The organism is Pseudomonas sp. KCJK9000 (assembly GCF_046230725.1).
In the GTDB taxonomy this organism is placed as follows: Bacteria; Pseudomonadota; Gammaproteobacteria; order Pseudomonadales; family Pseudomonadaceae; genus Aquipseudomonas; species Aquipseudomonas promysalinigenes.
In genome coordinates this window covers 18,191-39,009 of the sequence record NZ_JBJJLN010000016.1, presented here as the reverse complement: position 1 = coordinate 39,009, position 20,819 = coordinate 18,191, and the positions used below count along the sequence as shown (strand labels likewise).

19 protein-coding genes and 4 tRNA genes are annotated in these 20,819 nt (G+C 62.2%); 4 read left to right on the top strand and 19 right to left on the bottom strand.

Translation table 11 applies throughout. From position 1 onward, the window contains the following. Positions 1-8 precede the first annotated feature (8 nt). Genes ACK59H_RS09800 through ACK59H_RS09790 form a run of 3 tightly spaced genes read right to left on the bottom strand, consistent with a single transcriptional unit; the run spans position 9 to position 2,733 of the window. Positions 9-875, bottom strand: coding sequence for a rhomboid family intramembrane serine protease (locus ACK59H_RS09800; RefSeq protein ID WP_060477750.1), 867 nt, complete (start codon positions 873-875; stop codon positions 9-11). Then, positions 872-1,843, bottom strand: coding sequence for a metallophosphoesterase (locus ACK59H_RS09795; protein ID WP_060477751.1), 972 nt, complete (start codon positions 1,841-1,843; stop codon positions 872-874). Before ACK59H_RS09795 ends, ACK59H_RS09800 begins: the two co-directional genes overlap by 4 nt. Next, positions 1,843-2,733: an NAD(+) kinase gene (locus ACK59H_RS09790; protein ID WP_060477752.1), complete on the bottom strand. Its 891-nt coding sequence runs from the start codon at positions 2,731-2,733 to the stop codon at positions 1,843-1,845. The genes ACK59H_RS09795 and ACK59H_RS09790 overlap by 1 nt, the downstream gene beginning before the upstream one ends. A gap of 44 nt (positions 2,734-2,777) precedes the next feature. Here ACK59H_RS09790 and ACK59H_RS09785 point away from each other — a divergent pair, with 44 nt between their 5' ends. Continuing rightward, positions 2,778-3,803, top strand: a complete 1,026-nt coding sequence (locus ACK59H_RS09785) for a DUF1853 family protein (protein ID WP_397468357.1) — start codon at positions 2,778-2,780, stop codon at positions 3,801-3,803. Between the two features lie 57 nt (positions 3,804-3,860). Next, positions 3,861-4,406 carry a cytochrome b gene (locus ACK59H_RS09780; protein WP_060477754.1) on the top strand — a complete coding sequence of 182 codons (546 nt, stop codon included), beginning with the start codon at positions 3,861-3,863 and terminating at the stop codon, positions 4,404-4,406. Here the strand turns inward: ACK59H_RS09780 and ACK59H_RS09775 are convergent. Both ACK59H_RS09775 and ACK59H_RS09770 read right to left on the bottom strand, forming a co-directional pair. Further along, positions 4,397-5,287, bottom strand: a complete 891-nt coding sequence (locus ACK59H_RS09775; RefSeq protein WP_060477755.1) for a 1-aminocyclopropane-1-carboxylate deaminase/D-cysteine desulfhydrase — start codon at positions 5,285-5,287, stop codon at positions 4,397-4,399. The two genes, ACK59H_RS09780 and ACK59H_RS09775, sit on opposite strands and share 10 nt — an antisense overlap. A gap of 51 nt (positions 5,288-5,338) precedes the next feature. Beyond that, positions 5,339-7,375, bottom strand: coding sequence for an NADPH-dependent 2,4-dienoyl-CoA reductase (locus ACK59H_RS09770; RefSeq protein WP_060477756.1), 2,037 nt, complete (start codon positions 7,373-7,375; stop codon positions 5,339-5,341). Positions 7,376-7,559: 184 nt separating this feature from the next. On the opposite strand from ACK59H_RS09770, the gene ACK59H_RS09765 reads away from it, so the two are divergent. Then, a complete protein-coding gene (locus ACK59H_RS09765; RefSeq protein ID WP_060477757.1) occupies positions 7,560-8,678 on the top strand; it encodes a nitrilase-related carbon-nitrogen hydrolase in 1,119 nt (372 codons plus the stop codon). 4 nt (positions 8,679-8,682) lie between these two features. Beyond that, positions 8,683-9,723, top strand: coding sequence for an AraC family transcriptional regulator (locus tag ACK59H_RS09760; protein ID WP_261745115.1), 1,041 nt, complete (start codon positions 8,683-8,685; stop codon positions 9,721-9,723). Positions 9,724-9,945: 222 nt separating this feature from the next. Here the strand turns inward: ACK59H_RS09760 and ACK59H_RS09755 are convergent, their stop codons facing one another. The 14 genes from ACK59H_RS09755 to truA all read right to left on the bottom strand — a co-directional run bounded on the left by ACK59H_RS09755 (position 9,946) and on the right by truA (position 20,672). Next, positions 9,946-10,791 (bottom strand): DUF2242 domain-containing protein, encoded by an 846-nt coding sequence (locus ACK59H_RS09755; RefSeq protein ID WP_060478263.1) that lies wholly within the window; start codon positions 10,789-10,791, stop codon positions 9,946-9,948. A 192-nt stretch (positions 10,792-10,983) separates the two neighbouring features. After that, positions 10,984-11,060, bottom strand: a tRNA-Asp gene (locus tag ACK59H_RS09750). 140 nt (positions 11,061-11,200) lie between these two features. After that, positions 11,201-11,277 (bottom strand) — tRNA-Asp (locus ACK59H_RS09745). 98 nt (positions 11,278-11,375) lie between these two features. Further along, positions 11,376-11,452: transfer RNA gene (locus ACK59H_RS09740), tRNA-Asp, on the bottom strand. Positions 11,453-11,519: 67 nt separating this feature from the next. Beyond that, a tRNA-Val gene (locus ACK59H_RS09735) sits at positions 11,520-11,595 on the bottom strand. Positions 11,596-11,743: 148 nt separating this feature from the next. Then, positions 11,744-12,514, bottom strand: a complete 771-nt coding sequence (locus tag ACK59H_RS09730; protein ID WP_196375134.1) for an SDR family oxidoreductase — start codon at positions 12,512-12,514, stop codon at positions 11,744-11,746. Further along, entirely contained in the window at positions 12,514-13,725 is a 1,212-nt protein-coding gene (locus tag ACK59H_RS09725; protein WP_409264421.1) for an O-succinylhomoserine sulfhydrylase, read from the bottom strand. The genes ACK59H_RS09730 and ACK59H_RS09725 overlap by 1 nt, the downstream gene beginning before the upstream one ends. 15 nt (positions 13,726-13,740) lie before the next feature. Continuing rightward, a complete protein-coding gene (gene purF, locus ACK59H_RS09720) occupies positions 13,741-15,246 on the bottom strand; it encodes an amidophosphoribosyltransferase (RefSeq protein ID WP_060478260.1) in 1,506 nt (501 codons plus the stop codon). 42 nt (positions 15,247-15,288) lie between these two features. Next, positions 15,289-15,846, bottom strand: a complete 558-nt coding sequence (locus ACK59H_RS09715; protein WP_060478259.1) for a CvpA family protein — start codon at positions 15,844-15,846, stop codon at positions 15,289-15,291. A 218-nt stretch (positions 15,847-16,064) separates the two neighbouring features. After that, positions 16,065-16,721: an SPOR domain-containing protein gene (locus ACK59H_RS09710; protein ID WP_060478258.1), complete on the bottom strand. Its 657-nt coding sequence runs from the start codon at positions 16,719-16,721 to the stop codon at positions 16,065-16,067. 4 nt (positions 16,722-16,725) lie between these two features. Continuing rightward, positions 16,726-18,012, bottom strand: coding sequence for a bifunctional tetrahydrofolate synthase/dihydrofolate synthase (gene folC / locus ACK59H_RS09705; RefSeq protein WP_060478257.1), 1,287 nt, complete (start codon positions 18,010-18,012; stop codon positions 16,726-16,728). Further along, a complete protein-coding gene (gene accD, locus ACK59H_RS09700; protein WP_060478256.1) occupies positions 18,012-18,905 on the bottom strand; it encodes an acetyl-CoA carboxylase, carboxyltransferase subunit beta in 894 nt (297 codons plus the stop codon). Before accD ends, folC begins: the two co-directional genes overlap by 1 nt. A gap of 221 nt (positions 18,906-19,126) precedes the next feature. After that, entirely contained in the window at positions 19,127-19,747 is a 621-nt protein-coding gene (locus ACK59H_RS09695; RefSeq protein ID WP_060478255.1) for a phosphoribosylanthranilate isomerase, read from the bottom strand. 64 nt (positions 19,748-19,811) lie between these two features. Beyond that, positions 19,812-20,672: a tRNA pseudouridine(38-40) synthase TruA gene (truA, locus tag ACK59H_RS09690; protein WP_060478254.1), complete on the bottom strand. Its 861-nt coding sequence runs from the start codon at positions 20,670-20,672 to the stop codon at positions 19,812-19,814. Positions 20,673-20,819: the final 147 nt, after the last annotated feature.

The following is a 20,819-nucleotide window of genomic DNA, read 5'->3' as shown; positions in this document are numbered from 1 at the left end:
CTCCTGATTCAAGCCGACAGTTTACGCCGGGCCAGCGCCCCACCCAAGAGGCCGGTCAGGCATCCGATGAGCAACCCGCCCACATGGGCGGCGTTGGCGATCTGGCCAAAACCCAGCTGGCCGACCACACCGCTCAGGCAGATCACCAGCCAGATCAGCATCATCACCAATACGCCTTTGGGCAGCCTGAAGTACGGGTTGGGCGCCAGCCACTGGTACAACCAGACATGGCCGAGCAAGCCATACAGTACCCCGGACAGGCCACCGAACAAGCTCGGGCCGCTGGTGTAGTGCTGGGCAAGGTTCGACACCAGGCTGAACAGCAAGGTGAGGCCCAACAGCTTCCAGGGGCCCTGGTGCAATTCGATGCGTTTACCCAGCTCCCAGTACCACAGGCCGTTCATCGCCAGGTGCAGCACACCGAAATGCAGCAACATGGGCGACACCAGGCGCCACCACTGGCCGTCGGCCAAGCTTTGGGCCAGCGGCGTGAAATGCAGGTAGTCACCCTGCACGCGAAAGTCGAGGAAGGTGAACCAGCTGATGGCATTGAGGTTGTCGCCCAGGCCCGTGAGGCCGGCGACCACAAGGCACATCACCAGCACAGTGGCAGTCACCTTGCAGGCCTTGGCCTGCTCGGCAAGCGAAGGCTGGGTGGTCATCTGCGCCGAGGCGTCTTGCACCACGTCGGCATTGCCATCGGGGTAGCGCTGATACAGCTCGCGCACCTGCGTAGCCATGCTGTCGGGGGCCCAGAGCACCTGGTCCTCGCCCTCCTCGCTGACCCGGTGCGGCACCTGCAGGCGCTGCAGCAGGTTAACGAAGCCGCTGAGGTCAACTGCCAGCGGCAAGCGCATCACTTCGATGATATTCATGGGTTGGCCTGCGGGCGTTCGACGTCGACCCAGACGAACTTGTGCGGGTCGATGCGGGTTTCATCATCCAGCCGATAGGCCACAAGCTTGCCGTACAGCACCGCACTGTAGTCCAGGCAGGCCAAGTTGGCGCGGATCGGCCCAGGGCGACCGCTGCGCCAGTAATGCCCGACGAATAGCATCGGTTCGTCCTCGGCATAGCGCAGCAGTGCGTTCTTTTCGGTGTGGCTCAGGGGGGTGCGGGCAACATTTTCGGGCAACGCATCGGGCTGGAAGACGATGTCGCCATAGGTTTGTGGGTCTTCTTCCCAGAACTTGGTGCGGAAGAAGGCTCGGGTCAGGCCGTCGCCACCGGTCAACGTCAGGCCATCAGGCAGGCGCATGTCAGTACCGCGCAGCAAGCGGTTGCACACCGTGGCAGCAAAACTACCGGCCACCGCCGATGACTGAATGAAGTGCTCATCGATAACCCCGCCGGGGTACTGCTGGCGCAGTGGCTCGATCAGCCGCGCATCCCAACAGGCGTGCACCAGCCGGAAACGCCCGGCGTCGACGAACAATGGCATTTGATAGAACCACTGAAGAAAGTCGTGCCAGTCGCCAGGGTGGTGGGCGAACTGGGTCAGGGTTTCGTCGATCAGCCGCGCGTGGCGGGGGGTATGCTCGCGCACGAACGACTTGCCGCTACCAGGTAAGGCCGGTGTTACCCAGCCCAGGGCGTTGTACTCGTGGTTGCCCATGATGCAGAAGGCCTGCCCAGCCTCGACCATGTCATGAACGATATGCAGGGCCTCGCGGATACGTGGGCCGCGGTCAACGATGTCACCCAGGAACAACGCTTGGCGCCATGGATGGCGCCATACACCGCCGACGCGCTTGTAGCCAAGGGCATCGAGCAAGCGTTCGAGGGTCTGTGCACAACCATGCACGTCACCGATGATGTCGAAACTGCGCGCCGGATCGAGCATCAGTCGTCCCTGCCCCCCAGGCGGCTGCCCCAGCCGAGCTTGGTACGGCACACCTCATAGTAATTGTGGTCCAGCGGGTGAATCAGGCGCAGTTTCTGAGGTTTCTTGCTGACCGTGATGGTGTCGCCGGGAGCGCAGGTGAAGTGGTTCTGGCCGTCGCAGGACACTTGCGGGTAGATCTGCAGGTCCTTGGCTACGACGATCTTCAGCTCGCTGTTGCCGTCGACCACGATCGGCCGGCCCGACAGGGTGTGCGGGTACATGGGCACGATCACGATGGCGTCGAGCTTGGGGTGCATGATCGGGCCACCGGCCGACAGGGCGTAGGCGGTCGAGCCGGTGGGAGTAGCGACAATCAGGCCGTCGGCCTTCTGGCTGCAGACGAACTGACCATCGATGTAGATTTCGAATTCGATCATCCGCGTCGACTTGCCAGGGTGCAGTACCACGTCGTTGAGCGCATCGCCCTGGCCGATAGCCTCATGATGGCGACGTACCTCGGCCTGAAGCAGGAAGCGGTTTTCTACCAGGTAGTGGCCGTCGAGCACTTCGGCGACTTTCTGCTCAAGCTCATCGGGGCGGATGTCGGTCAGAAAGCCCAGATTGCCGCGGTTGATACCCAGTACCGGTACATTGTGCCGGGCCAGCGCGCGGGCAGCGCCAAGCAGGCTGCCGTCGCCACCGACCACGATCACCAGGTCACAGACCTCACCGAGTAGCTTGCGCGTCGAGGTTTGCAGGCCATGGCCGGGCAACACTTCGGCGATGGTGTCCTCGAGAATCACATGCAGGTGGCGCTCGATAAGGAATTTTTTCAGTCGGCGAATGGTGTCGAGCACCTGCGAGCTGCCAAGGCGGCCAATGATACCGATATTGCGAAATTGCTCCATGGGGCTCCTGGGAGGCTCTGCGGCGGGGTGACTATGTGGCGATTATGGGCGAAACGACCGGGCAGCGGCAAACCGGCTATGCTCGCAGCATGATGCCATTTGCCGAACTCAACGAACTGCCCCGCTGCCTGCACCGCCCTGCCGTGCGTGACTTGGCCTGGACGCTGCTGTCGCCGCCACTGCTGAGCGCACCGCCCTGCCCCCAGCGCCACCCGCTGGCGGGCAGTGCTTGGGCGGGCGACCCACAACGCCTGTGCGACTGGTTACGCGCCTTGGATGCCGATGACCTGCCATTGCGCAGTTGGTTGGCAACCATCACCAGCAAGCGCCTCGGGCTGTATTACGAAGGGCTTTGGCAATTTGCCCTGACCCACGCGCCCGGCGTGCAGCTGCTGGCATCCAACCTTGCCATTCGGGCTGGGGGCCGTACCCTGGGCGAGCTGGACATCCTGCTGCGTGATGGCCAAGGCACTCATCATCTGGAGTTGGCGATCAAGCTCTATCTCGGGCCGACCGTGGGCGACGCAGGTGATGCTACGAATTGGCTGGGGCCAGGCTGTCATGATCGCCTGGGGAGCAAGCTGGCGCACTTGGCCGCACATCAGTTGCCCATGTCACGCGATGCCCACAGCCGCCAAGCGTTGGCAGCCATCGGGGTCACCCAAGTGCAGGCGCATCTGTGGCTGGGCGGCTACCTGTTTTACCCAAGCCCCGGTCATGCCGAGCCACCGGCTGGTGCCCACCCCGCTCATTTACGCGGGCGCTGGATGCGCCGGCGGGATTGGGCAGCGACGCCGGGCGAGGTCTGGCAACCGCTGCAACGCCACGCCTGGCTTGCGCCAGCACGGGCGCAGGCTGATGCGCAATGGTCCTCGACGCAGTTCCAAGCCTGGTTGGCCGCGCTGGCGCCACAGGCGCCCGCGCAGTTGCTGGCCAGGCTGGAGCCGGACGGTGATGGCGCCTGGCAGGAAGCCGAGCGGCTATTTCTGGTGCCCGATGATTGGCCGCATTCACCAGACAACACAATTTTCACCGGCCTAGCGCAAATATCTGCTGCAAAAAGCATCTAGAGTGCTACCCAGAGCGCCATCAAGAGCGCCACTTAAACCTGATGACGAGGACCGATCATGGTTTCATCCACCCCTTCACCCCGTTACGCACGCCTGTCCATCGCCCTGCATTGGCTGATGTTGGTGCTGCTGGCCGCTGTTTACGCCTGTATGGAATTTCGCGGCATATTTCCCAAGGACAGCGCCGAACGAAACTTGATGAAAGACCTGCACTTCATGCTCGGGTTGAGTGTATTCGTGTTGGTCTGGCTGCGCCTGGCCGTACGCTTGATCAACCCGACTCCCCCTATCGTGCCCAAGCCGCCAGCCTGGCAGACAGGCCTTGCGCACCTGATGCACTTGGCGCTGTACCTGCTGATGATCGGGTTGCCGCTTGCCGGCTGGCTGATTCTCAGCGCTGCCGACAAGCCTGTGCCGTTCTATGGGCTGGAACTGCCTCACCTGATTGGACCGGACCCGGACCAGGCCAAGTTCATCAAAGGCTGGCATGAACGAGTGGCGAGTTGGGGTTACTGGCTGATCGGCCTGCACGCGTTGGCTGGGCTGTACCACCACTACGTACAACGCGACAACACACTGCAGCGCATGCTGCCCTACAAGTAACCGCGCCGCCCCTGCAGGCCACCGGTGTGCAGGAAGATCAGGCGAGTCCCGGCCGCAAACAGCCCGGCCTCGACCTGATCGTGCAGGGCCAGCAAGGCCTTGCCGGTATAAAGCGCCTCCAGCGGCACACCACTGTGCTGCTCGCTCTGGGCGATGAAAGCCAACAGCTGCTCATCGAACCTGGCAAACCCCCCACGGCAGGCATCGTGCAACCGGTAGCCCTGGTTGCCAGCCAATTCGGCGACACAGTCCGGAACGCCGTGGTCCATGGGCACCGCTAGTGCGCCATGGACGGTGCGCGCGCCTGCCTCGGCCAGTACCAGCCCTGCCAGGGTGGTCCCCGTGCCTGCCGCCAGCCACCAGGCGTCATAACCTGACCACCCCAGGGCCGACACCTGAGCACGGGCTTGCTCGACGATCAGCGAACACCCTCGGGCACCCTCGACGCCACTGCCCCCTTCCGGGATACAGTGCCAGCCAGGATAACGGGCCTGCCAGGGCTGCCAGAACCCTTCCTGATGGCGGGCCCGATAGCCACCGTAGCCCAGCCAATGCAGCGTCATGCCCAATGCCTGGAGGTCACGTACCGTAGGCGTCTCCTGGGGGTGGCCACGCAACAGACCAACGGTGGCGAAACCAAAGCGTTTGCCGGCGGCAGCCAAGGCATGCAGGTGGTTGGAGTGATTACCGCCCAGACTGATCAGGCCGGGGGCACCGGTTTGATCAGCTTGCAGCAGATGGTAGCGAAGCTTGAACCACTTGTTGCCGCTGATCAGCGGGTCAATCAGATCCAGGCGCAGGACTGCAGCCTGAACGCCGGCGCTTGCCAGCCACGGCAGGTGCAGTGGCTGAAGAGGGGCTTTGGGTAGATGCTCAAACATGCTACCCAGTCTACAGGGAAAGCCACGGGGGCGCTGTGCACCCCAGCGAATTCAAAGTTCGGCAGCCAGACGCGAACCTTGGTTGATAGCCCGCTTGGCGTCCAACTCAGCCGCCACATCGGCGCCACCGATCAGATGCACCGACTGCCCCGCGGCCAGCAGCCCGTCCTGCAGCTCTCGCAACGGTTCCTGCCCGGCACAGATCACCACATTGTCCACCGGTAGAACCTGCGGCTGACCTTCGCCGATACGAATGTGCAGGCCGTCGTCATCGATCTTCAGGTACTCCACGCTGTTGAGCATCTGCACGTGTTTGTTTTTCAACCCGGTACGGTGAATCCAGCCAGTGGTCTTGCCCAGGCCATCGCCAACTTTGGATTTCTTGCGCTGCAGCAGGTACACCTGGCGCGCAGGCGCATGGGGTTCTGGCTTGATCCCGGCCACGCCACCACGTGCCTGCAGATGGGTGTCGATCCCCCACTCTTTCCAGAACGCTTCGCGGTCCAGGCTGCTGGCCACGCCCTGTTGCACCAGGTACTCGGAAACGTCGAAACCGATACCACCGGCACCGATCACAGCGACCGACTTGCCCACCGGTTTGCGCTCGAGCAGTACATCCAGGTAGCTCAGGACTTTTGCATGCTCAACGCCGGGAATGGCCGGTGTACGCGGCGCGATACCGGTAGCCAGGATGATCTCGTCGAACTTTGCGTTTATTAGCGTCTGTACATCCACTCGAGTATTCAAACGCAGGTCTACACCGGTGCTTTTCAACTTGTTACGGAAATAGCGCAAGGTTTCGTAGAACTCTTCCTTGCCCGGCACCCGCTTGGCCACATTGAACTGCCCGCCGATCTCGCTGGCGGCATCGAACAAGGTCACGTCATGGCCGCGTTCGGCGGCCACGGTGGCGGCTGCCAGGCCGGCCGGGCCAGCGCCCACCACGGCGATGCGCTTCACGGTGCGCACCGGCAGGTAATTGAGCTCGGTTTCATGGCAGGCCCGCGGGTTGACCAGGCAGCTGGTGAGCTTGCCGCCGAAGGTGTGGTCCAGGCACGCCTGATTGCAGCCGATGCAGGTGTTGATCTGGTCAGCACGGCCCTCGGCCGCTTTGTTGACGAACTCGGGGTCGGCAAGGAACGGCCGGGCCATCGACACCATGTCGGCGTCACCCTCGGCAAGCACTGCTTCGGCAACCTCCGGGGTGTTGATGCGGTTGGTGGTGATCAGTGGAATGCTGACAGCCCCGCGCAGCTTGGCGGTGACCTTGGTGAATGCCGCGCGCGGTACTTTGGTGGCGATGGTCGGGATGCGCGCCTCGTGCCAGCCGATGCCAGTATTGATCAAGGTCGCGCCAGCCTGCTCGATCGCCTTGGCCAGCAGTTCGATTTCATCCCAGGTGCTGCCACCCTCGATCAGGTCGAGCATCGACAGGCGGAAGATGATGATGAAGTTCGGCCCGACTGCCTCGCGCACCCGGGTGACGATCTCTACCGCCAGGCGCATACGGTTTTCGTAGCTGCCGCCCCAACGGTCGCTGCGCTGGTTGGTGTGGGCAGCGAGAAACTGGTTGATGAAGTAACCTTCCGAACCCATGATTTCAACGCCATCGTACCCGGCCCGCTGGGCCAGCACGGCGCAATTGACGAAGTCGGCGATCTGCTTCTCGATACCTGCCTCGTCAAGCTCCTTGGGCTTGAACGGGTTGATCGGTGCCTGAATGGCGCTTGGCGCCACCTGCCGTGGACTGTAGGCATAGCGCCCGGCATGCAGGATCTGCAGGCAGATCTTGCCGCCTGCAGCATGCACCGCTTCGGTGACGATGCGGTGTTTTTCAGCCTCTTCATCGGTGCTGAGCTTGGCAGCACCGGCGTACACCCCGCCTTCATCGTTCGGCGCAATGCCACCAGTGACCATCAGGCCTACACCGCCGCGAGCGCGCTCGGCGAAATAAGCAGCCATGCGCTCGAAGCCACCCGGGCGCTCCTCGAGGCCGGTGTGCATCGAGCCCATCAGGGTACGGTTGCGCAAAGTGGTGAAGCCCAGATCCAAAGGGGCCAGCAGATGTGGGTAGCGGTCGGCAGCCATGGTTCGGTTCCCAAGGTGGCGTGATCACGGAGTGCGGGCACCTCGGCGGGGCCCGTCGTTGTCTAGCTGCGACATTAAACAGCCGTTTGAAACGGCTCAATGATCGAAACTGACAACTTATTGATCCAATCGCACAGCAGGACTACCCTAGGTCACCGCCATTTTCAAGGTGCTGTACCGCTCGATGCGTAAACTCCTGGCAGGCGCCCTGGCGCTGGTGATGATTGCCGCCATCGGCGGCTACGGCTTGTGGACTCAACAGCGGCCTGAAGGTCACTACCTTTCCGATCTGCGCATCGCGGTGGCGCTCAACCATGGGGTGCCCGGCGAGCGGGGCAACCTGCTCGGTATCGAGCCATTACTGTTCCCCAGCGACTACCAGAATTTGCAACGCCTGCACCGCAAGCTTGCCGCCTACCTGGAACAGGCCCGCGACCAAGGCCTGGTAGGCCCGCGCACGGTGGTGGTGCTGCCAGAGCACATCGGCACTTGGCTTTGGGCGCGCGGCGAAAAGAACGAGCTGTATCAGGCCACCCGCAACCGCGACGCCGAGCAATGGCTTGAGCTTAGCAACCCGCTTCGCTATGGCCTGGCGATGCTCGCTGCCAGGGGCGATGACCGGCGTGCCGACGCCCATTTGCGTATGAAGGCGCAGCAGATGGCTAGCGACTACCAACAGCTGTTCGGCGGCCTTGCCAAAGAGTTCGGCGTTACCTTGGTGGCAGGCTCTATCGTGCTGCCAGCACCCTATGTCGAGCAGGGGGTTTTGCACATCGGCCGGGGGCCGCTGTTCAACAGCAGCATGGTATTCGCCGCCGACGGCTCGCTCATGGGTCAGCCCCAGCACCAGCAATACCCGGATAGCGAAACACGGCGGTATATCCACTCTGGTCACCCGTTTCCATTACAGGTTTTGCAGACCCCTGCCGGACGCCTCGGGGTGCTTGTGGGCAGTGACAGCTGGTATCCTGAAAACCTGCGTCAGCTGCAGCAACAGCAGGTGCAATTGATCGCCAACCCGGTGTTTCTCAGCGGCAAAGGTAGCTGGCAGGCACCTTGGCGCGGCAATCGTCATCAGGATGCCGCTGCCGCACTGGCTTTCAAACGTGGCGAGGTCAGTGAACAGAGCGCCTGGCAGCGCCTGACCCAAGTTGGCGGCGACGGCGTGAGCAGTATGAGCGTGTTCATGCGCGGGCAATTCTGGGAGGTGGGCAGCGACGGCCAGGGCTTCGCCCACCAGGCAGGCGAGCTGTTGACGGGTTCCACCAGTCACGGCGCGCGCCTGCTGAACCTGTGGCTATAAACTCATGAGCCGCCCACGGGTACGTCTGGGCGATCTGTCGGTGGGCTTTGTGCAACCACTGGCAGAAGCCCTGCTCGAGCTGGGCCATGACCCGGCTCCCCTGCTTGAGCAATACGGGCTGGATGCCGCGCGGCTGGCCGAGCCTGGGGCACGTCTGTCGATCCCACGCTATATGCACCTTGGGCATGCCGCCATCGCACTGAGTGGCGAACCGGCACTCGGGCTGCGAATGGGGCGTTTGAGTCGCATTGCACAGGCCGGGCTGGCCGGCGTGACTGCGGCACAGGCCCCGACGGTAGGCGACGCTGCACGTACGCTGCTGCGGTTCGAACCTCTTTACGCTGCCAACTACCGTGGCCACTCCAGTTACCAGGAAGACGCCCAGGGCGCCTGGCTGCACTTCTATTCGATCAGCCCCTATAACGACTACAACCGCTTTGTGGTCGATTCGCTATTAGCCGGCTGGTTGGCTCAACTGGGGGCACTGACAAACGCACCTTTGCAAGCCGAGCGACTGGAGCTCGAATTCAACGCCCCCGGCTATGCCGCCGCTTACCAAAGCCTGTGCAGCACGCCTGTGCAGTTTGCCGCCAGCGGGAACCGCTTGCGCCTTGCCCGCAGCACGCTCGAGCAGGCGAACCCTCAGCACTGCCCCAGCACCTTCGCGCACTTGATGCAGTTGTGTGAAGCACAAATGCTCCAGCGCACACGCGTTCGCAGCCTGGGCGAGCGTATCACCCACTTGCTCGGCCCTTTACTCAATGGAGGCCGAGAACCTGACCTGGAAGAAGTAGCGTTACAACTGCAGCTGCCCACCTGGACACTCAGGCGAAAGTTGGCTGAAGAAGGCACGCGCTTTCGCGACCTGCTCAATGACACGCGGCGCGACCTCGCCGAGGCCTACATACGCGATACGGAGCTGGCGTTCGGGGAGATCGCCTATCTGTTGGGGTTTGCATCGGCAGAGGCTTTCCAGCGCGCATTCAAGCGCTGGACAAGCCTTACGCCGGGAGAGTTTCGCCGCAGCCAGCGGCGAGCAGGCTAGAGCTCTGTAGCGTCGTCAGCCGGTTCAGGCGGATCCAGTTCGTAAGCGTGAAACTCGAGCAGCTCTTCCTGATAGTCGTCCATGGTCCTGCGTCCTCTTCTCATCTGTCTTCGTTAGTCATGTCATCAACCTAAGCGGGCACGGTGACGAAATGATGACAAGCTTATGAGTACTAAACGTAGCAGGCGTTCCAAGCGTTAGCGACAGTCCTGTAACAACGCGTTAAAGCGATGGCGAGGTTGCCGCTTCGGGTGATGCGCCCTGCTCCACCTGAATCGGTGCGGGCTGCGCCGGCGGCGCAATCGGCTGCGAACCTTGGCTGTCATCGACCACCGGTGTGGCAGCGGCTTCACTGGCGGGCGCAGGCGTGGTTACAGGGGCGGAGGCCGCCGCTTCACTGGCTGGCACAACCGCAGGTGCAGCGTCACTCACCGGGCTGGCAGCAGCGGCCGCTGCAGCCTGCTCAGGCAGACCCAAATCGGGTGCCAGCTTTTCGGGCTTGGTCACAGGTGTTTCGACTTTGGCTTTGACGGCCTTCTTGGGTTTGGGCAGGTAACTTTCGACCAGGGCGAAATAGCGATCATAGAACTGGGCGGCCGTGACCGTCTCACTGGCGACTTTCACCATCGAGTCGTCACTGGAGCCAATAGGCATGGAAACCGAGCCAAGCACCCCTACACCCAGGCTTGCCGAGCTGTTGGACTTTTTCAGGCTGTAGCGGTCCTGCAGGGCGTTGGCGAACATGGTCGAACGCTTTTCGTCATTCACGTCTGGCGCGCACGTGACATTGAAGCTGATCTGCAGATGGTTTTCGCTGTTCTGTTGAAAGCTCTTGTTGCCCATCACCTGATTGGCGCCACTACTGGTGATGATGTAACCCTGGCTGAGCAAAGCGCGACGAGCCGCTTCGCAAGACCCTGCGTCACTTACCGCAAAGCTGCGCGAGTAGGTCCCCGAGTCATCGAAATGCTCATGCTCGTAGATGGCAGGTTTCTTCGCAGAGCAGCCAGCCACGCCCGCCAGCACCAGGGCCAGCCCGAGCGCATTGAAGACGGATGATCGAGTCATTGCAAAGTCCGGGTGAGTCTAAAAGAGGCCTATTGTGCATCACAGCAGGCAGCCACAGGAACCGTTGATCGGTGAAGAGTCTGTTAGGTTCGTGTAAATATCGTTACCGCAAGCAAGTACAGAAACGAAAAAAGCGACCCTAAGGTCGCTTTCTCGTTGCTGCAAGGCGTTCAAGGGGCCTTGTAGCGAATATGGCGCAGCGGACGGGACTCGAACCCGCGACCCCCGGCGTGACAGGCCGGTATTCTAACCGACTGAACTACCGCTGCGTATCACTCAGGCTTACGCCCGATTGAAACCTGGGTCTACCCCGGAAGCACGATGGCCTTAGGGCAGGCACAAAAAAAGCGATATTCGATCGCTTCATTTGCGTTTGCTTCAAGGTGTTCTAGGGCCCTTGAAACGAAGATGGCGCAGCGGACGGGACTCGAACCCGCGACCCCCGGCGTGACAGGCCGGTATTCTAACCGACTGAACTACCGCTGCGTATCGTACAGGCTTGCGCCTGATTGAAACTGGGATCAGCCTCAGGCTTTTGCCTTTGGCTACAGACCGGTGTTTGGCACCCATCTGTTACTGAAAAATGGCGCAGCGGACGGGACTCGAACCCGCGACCCCCGGCGTGACAGGCCGGTATTCTAACCGACTGAACTACCGCTGCGCAGTGCGTTTCTCTCCGGCTTATCGGCTTCTTTGAAGCTTCAAGCACTAGAAACACTCTCAGGAAGTGGTGGGTGATGACGGGATCGAACCGCCGACCCTCTGCTTGTAAGGCAGATGCTCTCCCGGCTGAGCTAATCACCCTCGCGATGTTGCTTGTTGCGTTTGCTTCGCTGAGGCCGCGAAATTTACGCAGGTACCGAAGCTAAGTCAATAGCCCCATTGAATTTTTTTCAAAAAAGCGGAAAACGAAAAAGGGACCTTTCGGTCCCTTCGGGTGATCGCTGCCTGCTCAGGTATAGATCATCTTGCGGGTCATACCACCGTCGACCACGAACTCCTGCCCGGTGACGAACCCTGACTGGCGTGACAGTAGCCAGGCAACCATGGCCGCGACATCTTCCACGGTGCCTACCCGGCCCGCTGGATGCTGGGCGTGGTCGGTATCGCTCAAAGGCTCGGCACGTCGCTGGGAGGGATCACGGGCATCGATCCAGCCTGGGCTCACGGCATTGACCCGAATCTCAGGGCCAAGGCTGATCGCCAGGGCGTGGGTCAAGGCTACCAGGCCACCCTTGCTTGCCGCGTAAGCCTCGGTGTCGGGCTCCGACTGGCGGGCACGGGTAGAGGTCAGGTTGACGATCGCGCCATTGTGCGCGCGCAGGTACGGCGCACAATGCTTGGCCAGCAGCATAGGGCCATTGAGGTTCACCGCTAGCACCCGGTTCCACTGCGCAAGGCTGAGGCTTTCCAGGCTGTGGGTATGCGGATTGGCGACTGCCGCGTTACACACCAACGCATCCAGCCGCCCGAACTGGCCAAGCACCTGCGAAACGCCGGCACTGACCTGGGCCTCATCGGCCACATCCATGGTGATGAACCAGGCGTTGTCGCCCAGGGCCTTGGCCACTTTAGCTCCGCGCTGGCGGTCCAGATCACTGAGCACCACTTGCCAACCTTCGCAGATCAACCAGGCGGCAATACCCAAGCCGATGCCGCGCGCAGCACCCGTGACCAGAGCAACCCGACCATTATGGCCAGGTACACCGCCTGTGATTTCCATCAAAGCACCGCCAGCCCACGAGCCAGGTCAGCCTGCAGATCGGCCACGTCTTCAAGGCCAACGGCAACGCGGATCAAGCTGTCGCGAATACCCGCGGCTTCACGCTCCTGCGGCGTCAGCCTGCCGTGGGAGGTAGTGGCCGGGTGAGCGATGGTGGTTTTGCTGTCGCCTAGGTTGGTGGTGATCGAAATCACTCGGGTGGCATCGATGAAGCGCCAGGCGCCCTCCTTGCCACCTTTGACCTCGAAGCTGACCACCGCGCCGAAGCCGCTCATCTGGCGTTTGGCCAACGCGTGCTGCGGGTGGCTCGGCAGGCCGGCGTAATGCACCTTTTCCACGCCATCCTGTTGCTCCAGCCACTCTGCCAGGCGCTGGGCGCTCTCGCAGTGCGCGCGCATGCGCAGCTTGAGGGTTTCAAGGCCCTTGGTGAAGATCCATGCGTTGAACGGGCTAAGCGTCGGCCCGGCGGTGCGCAAGAAGCCCACCACTTCTTTCATCTGCTCGGCACGGCCAGCTACCGCCCCGCCCATGCAACGGCCCTGACCATCGATGAACTTGGTGGCCGAGTGGAACACGATGTCGGCACCGAGCTTGAGCGGCTGCTGCAACGCCGGCGTGCTGAAGCAGTTGTCCACCACCAGCATGGCGCCGTGGGCATGGGCAATTTCGGCCAAGGCGCTGATGTCGACCAGTTCAGCCAAGGGGTTGGAAGGCGACTCGACGATCAGCAGCTTGGTATTGCCTTTGATGGCCTTTTCCCAGCCAGCCAGGTCGACCAGCGGCACGTAATCAACCTGCAAGCCGAAGCGCTTGAAGTACTTCTCGAACAGGCTGATGGTCGAGCCGAACACGCTCTGGGAAACCAGCACATGATCGCCAGCACTGCAGAGCGACATGACTACGGCAAGCAGTGCAGCCATGCCGGTGGAAGTCGCCACCGCCTGCTCGGCACCTTCCATCGCCGCCAAGCGCTCCTCGAAAGCGCGCACCGACGGGTTTGTGTAGCGCGAGTAGACGTTGCCCGGCGTTTCGCCGGCAAAACGCGCAGCAGCATCGGCGGCCGTGCGAAATACATAGCTGGAAGTCAGGAACAGCGCTTCGCTGTGCTCGGCTTCCGGTGTACGGTGCTGACCGGCGCGCACCGCCAGGGTGTCGAAGCCGACACCCTCGAGGTCACTGTCCAGTCGCCCGGCATCCCATTGATCTGTCATGCCGTCGCTCCCCAATCAGTTGTTGTAGAGGTCGATGATCGCGCTGACGGCCTGGTTCTTGACCTTGGCCATGTCGTTACGGGCCTGCTCGATGCGGTCGAGATAGGCTTCGTCGATGTCGCCGGTGACGTATTCACCGTTGAACACCGCGCAATCGAATTGATCGATCTTGATCTTGCCGCCGCCAACCGAATCGATCAGGTCCGGCAGGTCCTGATAGATCAGCCAGTCGGCGCCGATCAGTTCGCCCACCTGCTCGGTGGTCCGGTTGTGGGCGATCAGCTCATGAACACTCGGCATATCGATGCCGTAGACGTTGGGGTAACGCACCGCAGGCGCTGCGGAGCAGAAGTAGACGTTCTTGGCACCGGCTTCGCGGGCCATCTGGATGATCTGCTTGCAGGTGGTGCCACGCACGATCGAATCGTCCACCAGCATCACATTCTTGCCGCGGAACTCCAGCTCGATGGCATTGAGCTTCTGACGCACGGATTTCTTGCGCGCGGCCTGGCCAGGCATGATGAAGGTACGGCCGATGTAACGGTTCTTGACGAAGCCTTCGCGGAACTTCACGCCCAGACGGTTGGCCAGTTCAAGCGCAGCTGTACGGCTGGTGTCCGGAATGGGGATGACCACGTCGATATCATGGTCAGGGCGCTCGCGCATGATCTTGTCAGCGAGCTTTTCACCCATGCGCAGACGCGCCTTGTATACCGAAATACCGTCGATGATCGAGTCTGGGCGGGCCAGGTAGACGTGCTCGAAGATGCACGGCTGCAGTTTCGGCGCTTCGGCGCACTGCTTGGTGTAAAGCTGGCCTTCCTCGGTGATGTACACCGCCTCTCCGGGCGCCAGGTCGCGGATCAGGGTGAAGCCGAGCACGTCCAGGGCAACGCTTTCGGAGGCGATCATGTATTCCACACCTTCGTCGGTATGGCGCTGGCCGAACACCACCGGGCGGATGCCGTTCGGGTCACGGAAGCCGACGATGCCGTAGCCGGTGATCATCGCCACCACCGCGTAACCGCCCACGCAGCGGCTGTGAACGTGGGAAACGGCGGCGAACACGTCTTCTTCGGTCGGTTGCAGCTTGCCACGCACGGCCAGCTCATGGGCGAACACGTTCAGCAGCACTTCCGAATCGGAATTGGTATTGACGTGGCGCAGATCCGATTCGTAGATCTCTTTGGCCAACTGCTCGACATTGGTCAAGTTGCCGTTGTGCGCCAGGGTGATGCCGTATGGCGAGTTGACGTAGAACGGCTGAGCCTCGGCCGAGGTCGAGCTGCCCGCAGTCGGGTAGCGCACGTGGCCGATCCCGATGTTACCGACCAAGCGTTGCATGTGGCGCTGCTGGAAAACATCGCGCACCAGGCCATTATCCTTGCGCAGGAACAACCGGCCGTCGTGGCTGGTCACGATACCGGCAGCGTCCTGGCCGCGGTGCTGAAGGACCGTAAGCGCGTCATACAGCGCCTGATTGACGTTCGACTTACCGACGATACCGACGATGCCACACATGCGACGCAACCCCTACTTTGATGAAACTTGAACGAACAGCGCTCAGGGCTTTGCCGGCCCGAGCAACTGCTCCTTGAATGGAAGATCAGCCGGAGCGCTGATCACCCCACTGGAAGACCACTGACTGGTGAAACCCAGAATCAGGTTTTTCGACCAGTCGGCGATTAATAGAAACTGTGGTATCAGGCGCGATTCCTGCCACCACGCGTCCTGCTGCACCGGCCCCAGGCTGAGCAGGCCGACTGCCACCACCACCAGCAAGGCGCCGCGGGCGGCGCCGAAGGCCATACCCAGAAACCGATCGGTCCCGGACAGCCCAGTCACCCGGATCAACTCGCCAATCAGGAAGTTGAGCATGGCCCCCACCAGCAAGGTGGCGACGAAAAGAATGGCGCAGCCGGCAATGGTGCGCATCGATGGCGTCTGAATGTAGCTCTCAAGGTACACCGAAAGGGACCCGCCGAACATCCACGCCACCGCCCCTGCAACGATCCAGATGAGCAGGGACAGGGCCTCCTTGACGAAGCCACGCTTGAGACTGATCAGTGTGGAGACGGCGATGATCGCGATGATCGCCCAATCAACCAGGGTAAAGGCCACGGTGCTGCCTACAGACGTTTGAGGCGGCGCATTTTACCAGAGCCAAAGGCCGGTAGTAAGCGGAATGTCAGGTGGATCCCTGGGTCAGGTTTTTCGCATTTGGCCTGCCCTGCACAAGGCCTTGGGTGTTACTCGAACCCTGGCGAAAACGCCCGAGCGAATGGGCGTCTGTAGCGCCCATTGACGGTTGGTCCGCCGCCGCCAAGGCCGCCGTCTTGTCAGCCTTTTTCGGGCTGGAAACGCACTACGAAACCGTTGAGCTTATGCTGGCGATTGATCGCCTCACGCAGCTTGTCCGCTTCGGCACGTTCGATCAATGGCCCGACATAGACGCGGTTCATGCCACCTGCCGAGCGGATGTAGGCGTTGTAACCCTGGCTGCGCAAGGTTTTCTGCAGGTTTTCCGCGCCGGCCCGGTTGGACAGGCTGGCCAACTGAATCGACCAGCTCACCGGCAAGCCATTGACGTCGATTTTCGACGCTGCAGGCGCCGTCGCGACCGGCGCAGTTGACTTGGCAGCGGTCGCAGGGGTCGGCGCAGCGACCTGTGGCTTGGCTTGGGCCTGGGCTTGAGGCTGAGTCTGCGGCGATGGCGTGATGGGCTGGCTTGGCGTCTTGGCTGGTGCGCTGGACTCGTTGACCACCACGGGCGGCTGCTCGGGCTCCTCTGCCAACGGCTGCGGCTCGGGCACGGTCACCGGGTCGACCTTGACCTCAGGCAGAGCCGGCATCGCAGGGGCTTGGGGGGCCTCGACATGCACCTGGCGCATCTCGTCCTGGCGAGTGAACAACATCGGCAGAAAGATCACTGCCAGGGCCACCAGCACCAAAGCACCCACCATGCGCTGCTTCATCCCTTTGTCCAGCACTGCCATCTAATCACCCCTCCAGGGCCTGCCGCTCCAGCCACTCCAGAGCCTCGGCGACACAGAAAAACGAACCGAACAGCAGAATCTGGTCATCTGCTGTCGCCTGCGCGCATTGCCCTTCGAGGGCAGCGTCGACACTGGCGTAAGACTTCACCACTGCGCCGTGGTTCGCCAGTGCCGTGGCCAATTCGGCTGCGGGGCGGCTGCGGGGCGAGTGCAATGGCGCAACCGCCCAGTCGTCGACGAGCCCGTGCAGCGCAGCGACCACACCCTCCAGATCCTTGTCGGCTAACAGGCCGAACACCGCCAGCCGCCGACCTGCCAGAGGGCGCGACGCCAAGCGCCGAGCCAAATACTGTGCCGCGTGGGGATTGTGACCCACATCGAGCAGCAACTCGACCGACTTGCCCTGCCAGGTCAGCTGACGACGATCGAGGCGACCGGTGATGCGAGTATCGAGCAATGCCTGGCGAATTTGCCCTGCATCCCAAGGCAACCCCATCAACACAAACGCCTGCAGCGCCAGGGCTGCGTTTTCCATGGGCAGGTCGAGCAGCGGCATGCCATGCAGCTCAACCGCTTGGCCGTCCGCGGCCACGCCGCGCCAGCTCCAAGCATCGTCGGTGCTGGCCAGATCAAAATCACGGCCACGCAGGAAAAGCGGCGCGGCCAGTTCGGCGGCTTTGTCCAGCAATGGCTGTGGTGGGTCCAGATCGCCGCACAGTGCAGGCTTGCCAGCACGGAAGATGCCGGCCTTCTCGAAGGCCACCAGTTCGCGGGTATCGCCCAGGTAATCGACATGGTCAACGCCGATGCTGGTCACCAACGCCAGGTCTGCATCCACCACGTTCACGGTGTCCAGGCGACCGCCAAGGCCTACCTCCAGTACCACAGCATCGAGCTGCGACTGGTAGAACAACCAGAACGCAGCCAGCGTGCCCATCTCGAAGTAGGTCAAGGAAATTTCGCCTCGCGCCGCTTCGACAGCGGCAAAGGCCTGGCACAGGCGCTCATCACTGGCTTGCTGGCCATCGATCAGCACCCGTTCGTTGTAGCGCAGAAGATGGGGCGAGCTATACACGCCCACTTTCAGGCCCTGGGCGCGCAACAACGAGGCCACGAAGGCGCAGGTCGAGCCCTTGCCGTTGGTGCCCGTGACGGTGATGACTCGAGGCGCCAGTTTGCCCAGCGCCAGCCGGGCAAGCACCTTCTGCGACCGCTCAAGGCCCATGTCGATGGCCGAAGGGTGCAACTGCTCGAGGTAGGCGAGCCACTCGCCCAGGGATCGTTGTGTCATCACGCGACCGCAGCCACCTCACGGGCCTGCTCTGGGGTTTGCTGGCCGGTCATCTGCGCCAGCAGGCGAGCCAGCCGCGGGCGCAGCTCGCCACGCGAGATGATCAGGTCGATGGCGCCGTGCTCAAGCAGGAACTCGCTGCGCTGGAAGCCCTCAGGCAGTTTTTCGCGCACGGTCTGCTCGATGACCCGCGGGCCGGCGAAGCCGATCAGCGCCTTTGGCTCGCCAACGATGACGTCACCGAGCATGGCCAGGCTGGCAGATACGCCGCCGTAGACCGGGTCGGTGAGCACCGAGATGAACGGAATGCCTTCTTCACGCAGGCGTGCCAGTACAGCCGAAGTCTTGGCCATCTGCATCAGCGAGATCAGCGCTTCCTGCATCCGCGCACCGCCTGAGGCAGAGAAGCAGATCATTGGGCAGCGGTTTTCCAGGGCGTAGTTGGCGGCACGCACGAAACGCTCACCGACGATGGCGCCCATGGAACCACCCATGAACGAGAACTCGAACGCACTGACCACGATCGGCATGCCCATCAGGGTGCCGCTCATGGAGATCAACGCGTCTTTTTCGCCAGTCTGCTTCTGCGCAGCGGTCAGGCGGTCCTTGTACTTCTTGCCGTCACGGAATTTCAGGCGATCGACCGGCTCAAGCTCGGCACCCAGCTCGGTGCGGTTTTCCGGGTCGAGGAAGATGTCGATACGGGCACGCGCGCCGATGCGCATGTGATGGTTGCACTTGGGGCAGACATCCAGGGTTTTTTCCAGCTCCGGACGATACAGCACGGCCTCGCAGGCCGGGCACTTGTGCCACAGGCCTTCGGGCACCGAGCTCTTCTTCACCTCGGAACGCATGATCGAAGGGATCAGTTTGTCGACTAACCAGTTGCTCATGCTTTCTTTCTCCAGTATTGGCGGACGGGGACCGGACTGGCCGGCCTGCCCTGCCCTTGAGCTCAAATTCTTCTATGAAACGATGACGGCCCGGCCGCAGGGGCTGCCCGCGTAGCGCACCGTCTTCAATCTGTCATTTTGCCAGGCGGCATGCCGCTGGCCGCCCCGCAGGGCTGCGAAAGCTATGGACGATGGCGCGCCGCCAGCCGTCACATCTGCCTTCACGCCTGCTTCACCGCACGCATGAAGGCTTCGATCTTCGCTGCATCTTTGATGCCTTTGGCATATTCCACACCGCCGCTGACATCCACCGCATACGGCCGCACCTGGGCAATGGCCTGAGCCACGTTTTCAGCCGACAATCCACCGGCGAGGATGACCGGCTTGCTCAGGCGTGCCGGCACCAGCGACCAGTCGAAGGCCTCGCCGGTACCACCAGGTACACCGGCCACGTAGGTGTCCAGAAGAATGCCACGGGCGCCGGCATAGTGCTGGCAGGCCGCTTCCAGGTCATCACCAGGGCGCACCCGCAGCGCTTTGATCCAAGGGCGGTGATAGCCCTCGCAGTCGGCCGGGGTTTCGTCGCCGTGGAACTGTAGCAGGTCCAGCGGCACCACCTCGAGAATCTCGTTCAGCTCACAGCGCGAGGCGTTGACGAACAAGCCCACGGTAGTTACGAAAGCAGGCAGCTGAGCGATGATCGCGCGGGCCTGGCGGACGTCCACCGCACGCGGGCTTTTGGCATAGAAGACGAAACCGATGGCATCGGCCCCCGCCTCGGCGGCGGCCAGCGCGTCTTCGATGCGGGTGATCCCGCAGATCTTGCTGCGAACGTTGCTCATGAACAGCAAACCCTAGGTGATTGGTCAAAAGTCCGATGGTAGCAAATGACTACCGATGCGTCAGTCAGTCAGCCAGCGTTTGGTAACCGGTCAAAAAGTGTGGGCCGATGTAGCGCTGCGGCAATTGGTAGGCCTGCGGGTACTCCACCTGCACCAGGTATAGGCCGTATGGGTGTGCGGTCACCCCGCCCTCGCGGCGGTTGCGCCCCTCCAGCACCTGCCGTGCCCATTCAACCGGGCGCTCGCCAGCACCGATGGTCATCAGCACGCCGGCGATGTTGCGCACCATGTGGTGCAGAAAAGCAGTGGCACGCACATCCAGGACGATCATCTGACCGTGGCGAGTGACCCGCAGATGATGGATGTGCTTGATCGGTGATTTGGCCTGGCACTGGCTGGCACGGAACGCACTGAAATCGTGGGTTCCGAGCAGGTATTGAGCAGCCTGGGCCATGCGTTCGACATCCAGCGGGCGGTGGTTCCAGGTGACTTCTTCGGCCAGGTGCGCGGGGCGAATCGGATCGTTGTAGATCACGTAGCGGTAACGCCGGGCGCAGGCCTTGAAGCGCGCATGAAAATCTGCCGGCATTGGCCGCGACCATACCACGCTGATGTCGTGGGGCAGGTTGAAATTGGTGCCAAGGGTCCAGGCGCGCTCGTCACGCACGGCGCGGGTGTCGAAATGCACAACCTGCCCACAGCCATGTACACCGGCGTCGGTGCGCCCGGCGCAAATCACGCTGATCGGCTCGTCGGCCACCTTCGACAGCGCCTGCTCCAGGGCCTGCTGGACGCTGGGCACGCCGCTGGCCTGGCGCTGCCAGCCACGATAGCGCGAACCTTTGTATTCCACACCCAGCGCAATGCGGGTGAAGCCTTCGGCGGCCGATTCGGCGGCGGCGGTGTCGATGATGTCCAAGAGCATGAAACCTGTGGGTGATACGAAATGGCGGGGATTATAACGACAATGGCAGCCATAGGGCTGCCATTGAATGTGTATGGGCTTGAGGGCCGCTTCGCAGGTGAACCCAGAGCATGGCAACGGCTAAAGACCGGTGCAGCGCTCGCGAGG

What these genes read in the sequence shown, in the direction of transcription:
- ACK59H_RS09800 (WP_060477750.1), bottom strand. Translation starts at nt 875, where the DNA reads ATGAATATCATCGAAGTGATGCGCTTGCCGCTGGCAGTTGACCTCAGC.
- ACK59H_RS09795 (WP_060477751.1), bottom strand. Translation starts at nt 1,843, where the DNA reads ATGCTCGATCCGGCGCGCAGTTTCGACATCATCGGTGACGTGCATGGT.
- ACK59H_RS09790 (WP_060477752.1), bottom strand. Translation starts at nt 2,733, where the DNA reads ATGGAGCAATTTCGCAATATCGGTATCATTGGCCGCCTTGGCAGCTCG.
- ACK59H_RS09785 (WP_397468357.1), top strand. Translation starts at nt 2,778, where the DNA reads ATGGGCGAAACGACCGGGCAGCGGCAAACCGGCTATGCTCGCAGCATG.
- ACK59H_RS09780 (WP_060477754.1), top strand. Translation starts at nt 3,861, where the DNA reads ATGGTTTCATCCACCCCTTCACCCCGTTACGCACGCCTGTCCATCGCC.
- ACK59H_RS09775 (WP_060477755.1), bottom strand. Translation starts at nt 5,287, where the DNA reads ATGTTTGAGCATCTACCCAAAGCCCCTCTTCAGCCACTGCACCTGCCG.
- ACK59H_RS09770 (WP_060477756.1), bottom strand. Translation starts at nt 7,375, where the DNA reads ATGGCTGCCGACCGCTACCCACATCTGCTGGCCCCTTTGGATCTGGGC.
- ACK59H_RS09765 (WP_060477757.1), top strand. Translation starts at nt 7,560, where the DNA reads ATGCGTAAACTCCTGGCAGGCGCCCTGGCGCTGGTGATGATTGCCGCC.
- ACK59H_RS09760 (WP_261745115.1), top strand. Translation starts at nt 8,683, where the DNA reads ATGAGCCGCCCACGGGTACGTCTGGGCGATCTGTCGGTGGGCTTTGTG.
- ACK59H_RS09755 (WP_060478263.1), bottom strand. Translation starts at nt 10,791, where the DNA reads ATGACTCGATCATCCGTCTTCAATGCGCTCGGGCTGGCCCTGGTGCTG.
- ACK59H_RS09730 (WP_196375134.1), bottom strand. Translation starts at nt 12,514, where the DNA reads ATGGAAATCACAGGCGGTGTACCTGGCCATAATGGTCGGGTTGCTCTG.
- ACK59H_RS09725 (WP_409264421.1), bottom strand. Translation starts at nt 13,725, where the DNA reads ATGACAGATCAATGGGATGCCGGGCGACTGGACAGTGACCTCGAGGGT.
- purF (WP_060478260.1), bottom strand. Translation starts at nt 15,246, where the DNA reads ATGTGTGGCATCGTCGGTATCGTCGGTAAGTCGAACGTCAATCAGGCG.
- ACK59H_RS09710 (WP_060478258.1), bottom strand. Translation starts at nt 16,721, where the DNA reads ATGGCAGTGCTGGACAAAGGGATGAAGCAGCGCATGGTGGGTGCTTTG.
- folC (WP_060478257.1), bottom strand. Translation starts at nt 18,012, where the DNA reads ATGACACAACGATCCCTGGGCGAGTGGCTCGCCTACCTCGAGCAGTTG.
- accD (WP_060478256.1), bottom strand. Translation starts at nt 18,905, where the DNA reads ATGAGCAACTGGTTAGTCGACAAACTGATCCCTTCGATCATGCGTTCC.
- ACK59H_RS09695 (WP_060478255.1), bottom strand. Translation starts at nt 19,747, where the DNA reads ATGAGCAACGTTCGCAGCAAGATCTGCGGGATCACCCGCATCGAAGAC.
- truA (WP_060478254.1), bottom strand. Translation starts at nt 20,672, where the DNA reads ATGCTCTTGGACATCATCGACACCGCCGCCGCCGAATCGGCCGCCGAA.